General features: G+C 60.7%; 4 protein-coding genes. 3 read left to right on the forward strand and 1 reads right to left on the reverse strand.

All coding sequences use genetic code 11. The annotated features are described in order from the left end of the window. Window positions 1-194 precede the first annotated feature (194 nt). Both FS320_RS41015 and FS320_RS41020 read left to right on the forward strand, forming a co-directional pair. Window positions 195-701, forward strand: coding sequence for a transposase (locus tag FS320_RS41015; RefSeq protein WP_152718297.1), 507 nt, complete (start codon window positions 195-197; stop codon window positions 699-701). A 400-nt stretch (window positions 702-1101) separates the two neighbouring features. After that, on the forward strand, window positions 1102-1461 hold the full coding sequence (locus tag FS320_RS41020; RefSeq protein ID WP_152718298.1) for an amino acid kinase family protein: 360 nt from the start codon (window positions 1102-1104) through the stop codon (window positions 1459-1461). Window positions 1462-1602: 141 nt separating this feature from the next. Here FS320_RS41020 and FS320_RS41025 read toward each other — a convergent pair whose 3' ends face one another. After that, window positions 1603-2403, reverse strand: coding sequence for a hypothetical protein (locus tag FS320_RS41025; RefSeq protein WP_152718300.1), 801 nt, complete (start codon window positions 2401-2403; stop codon window positions 1603-1605). Window positions 2404-2446: 43 nt separating this feature from the next. Here FS320_RS41025 and FS320_RS41030 point away from each other — a divergent pair, with 43 nt between their 5' ends. Continuing rightward, window positions 2447-2749, forward strand: coding sequence for a hypothetical protein (locus FS320_RS41030; RefSeq protein ID WP_152718302.1), 303 nt, complete (start codon window positions 2447-2449; stop codon window positions 2747-2749). Window positions 2750-2929 lie beyond the last annotated feature (180 nt).

The raw sequence follows: 2929 nt of genomic DNA on the forward strand, positions 1-2929 counted from the left end.
GCCGACCGGATATGAGGTGATGTGGACTTTTGCTCCACAGCTGACCGCGAGGCCAATCCTGATGTCGTCTGCAAGCGATCCCGTCGCTGCGCACCACCCTTGACGCGATAGGCCTCATATGAGGGGGGATCACCCGACGCCTGAAGGCCGGCTGGCACAGGGGTGATCGGCTGCTGTGCCTCGACTGGACGCTGCTGCGGGCGACCTGGGCGCTCAAGGGCACGCAGGCCCTCGTGCCGATCACCGGGCGCAACGCCAAGCGGGTGCTGTTTGGGGCGATCAACCTGGGAAGCGCTCGCCGGGTGGTGCTGATCCGCACCCGTGCCGGTCAGGCCGATGCTCAGGCGTTCCTGCGCGCCTTGCGGCGCCGGTACCGTGGCGCCGGCTGGCTCTGGCAGCTCACCGACCGGGCCAGCGCCCACACCGCCCCGCAGACCCAAGCCCTGGCCCACCGGCTGCGCATCCGGTTCGTGTGGTTGCCCCGGCAGGCGCCCGAACTGAGCCCGATGGATCAACTCTGGCGCGAGCTCAAGCGGCTGATCGCGGCCAACCGACAGGCCGCGTCCATCGATGCTCTGGCCGCCGAGGCCGCTGATTGGGTTCTGAGGCTGACGCCGCAGCAGGTGCGCCGCAAGGCTGGCATGATGTCCAAACGCTTCTGGCTCAGAAAGCTGTTGCAGAACTTTTGGCGACCTACTTAGTTGGGCAAGGCAACCGTGGTAATAAAGAGACGAGCAACTAAGATCACGCTGTTGGATGGCAGCAATCAGCGTCAATAACTGAGGAAACACAACAAACGATTGGCTCAGCATGCAACGGAAGGAACGGGTGATCCATTACAGGCGCCTGAGCTGATCGTAGCTGCGGTTGCCTTGATCGACCGGATTGTGGCTGCCCCCATTCTCCAGCGGATCTGGTCTCCTGTCGCGGGTTTGGGGCAGCGATAGAACAACTCAAACAGCCATCTTCACCGCGTATCAACCCACATTGGCTGGAGCAGACACTCACGCGAACCTGGTCGCCGCTTAACCATTCGGCAATCCGAGCGAGCCAGCCTGCTGACCGATGAGTTTGCCGATTCGAATTCTGGACGGGACCGCCATGACGGAAACCACATTCGAGAACGCAGTCGACGAGATGGTCGGCCGGCTTCACCCAATCCTGCTGACAATCCAGCAGGGTGGCGGGGAGGAGGCTTTGTACAGCCTGCAGCAACAGCTGATCGACCTGATGGCACTCGTCGAGCGCAATCCAGGCATTGAGGCCGCGACCGGGGATCTCTACGCCGCCGCGGAGGCTCTGGTTGCGGATCGAACCACGTGTTCACAGCCGATCGCACGAAAGCTGCGTTTGCTGGTTCATGCGCATCAGCGCTTCCGTGAGCACCTGTCCACCGCCCGGCCGCTCAAGCCAGGTCGGCGAAGCGTCTGGCTGCACGGCAATCTCCGGTTTGCCGCCTGATGTCGCAAAAAGCGCTTCCACGAACGTGCGACCTTCACACCTATCCAGCCGCGCTGATGTGGTTAGCCGTGTTCGTTCTTGCCACGCCGTCTCGGAATTCAGGCCTGACGCGGCACTACGATTGAGCTCCGCGGGAGCTCCCTAATTCGTGGGAAATCTTTCAGGTGCGTCGGCACCAGCATTCAGTCCAAGCAACGTTCTCGGCAGGCCGGTGGAGCCAGTCGTGTCATCTGGTGGACCCTTATGTGGCTGAGCGACTCCGGTCACAGCGCTCACTGCGGGTGCAGAACGCTGATCGGAATCGAGCGTTGACAGAACGCTCGGGTCAAACAACTCCTCGTGAATTGAGCCATCCACGCGGATGATCGTCTTGATGCCGGTCTCAGCATCAAGGAAGATCGACTTGATTGCAGCCTTCGGAACGCCATTCGACTGAGCTGGCTCGCCAGCACCACGGAGGTCTGGCGCTGACTGTAGCCTTGGAGACTGAGCAGCTGCAATAGCCGGCACGGTGGTCGGCTCGCGCTGAATAGTGCTAGCTGTTTCACCAGGTTTTTGCTCAGCAGATTTTGTGGCACTGTCATCTTTGGCGCTCGCCAGTGGCCGTTGAGCCTTGCGGGCCGCGGCAGCCCGCTGTTGGTCTGCAAGGATCCTTTCGAGTTGTGCCTGAGCCTCAGCCGCCTCTCGCTGTGCCTGCGATCCGAAAACGGCGACTAAGGGGTTGCTCGCACGCTCCGCTGCGGCCTTCGCTCGGGCTGCCTCAACGGTCTTTGCGGCCTCAATCTGCTGACGGGCAGCCGCCGCCTGTTGGCGATTGCTGGTGTCATACGAGTAACGCTCGCCGTTGATCTCATAGAAGACGGTTTTCGCCTCCACGCTGCTGCTGGCCATGGCCGCGAGAGCGACAATCGAAGCCCCAAGCGCCGTGAACATCCTGCTCATCAGTTATCCCTTGTCCAAGCTTGGGTTAAGATTCGGTTAGAGATTGTGGCAACTCTATGGCCCGCCTTTCCTTATCCGCCTTCCGTCTGGACGGAAGACGCCGATTCAAAGGGTCGTCTCCCGTTTACCAGCCGTTCGACCTTCTCTGGCATTCAGCAAGAAACAGGAACTGGATACCAGAAAGACCATCATGTTCGGCCAATCTCATTCCCACCGGGTCTGGCGTATGATGAGCGCCCTGATCGACGCAAAGCCGGAATGGGCTGATCAGGCCACGTTCGAAGCCGACCGGGCGAAGATGCTCCAGTATGGCATCTCTAGCCGTTCTTATGCATGGGAAGGTTGATGAAGGCTGGCGAGTGTAGCTTAAGCACTTGAAGCAGCGTAGGATTTGGTTGTTGAGACTAATCCCTGCCACCAATTGCCCTGTGCCACACTCGCCATGCCGGACGATACACCTGCCACCTTCCCGTTTCCAGCCGTTGGCCGCAAGAAGATCACCGCTGCTTTCGACGGTGGGCGCCTG

It is taken from the genome of Microvirga tunisiensis (genome assembly GCF_009296175.1).
Lineage (GTDB): Bacteria > Pseudomonadota > Alphaproteobacteria > Rhizobiales > Beijerinckiaceae > Microvirga > Microvirga tunisiensis.

Excerpts from the sequence above, each read along its gene's own strand:
- FS320_RS41020 (WP_152718298.1), top strand. The coding sequence starts at position 1,102 with ATGACGGAAACCACATTCGAGAACGCAGTCGACGAGATGGTCGGCCGG.
- FS320_RS41025 (WP_152718300.1), bottom strand. The coding sequence starts at position 2,403 with ATGAGCAGGATGTTCACGGCGCTTGGGGCTTCGATTGTCGCTCTCGCG.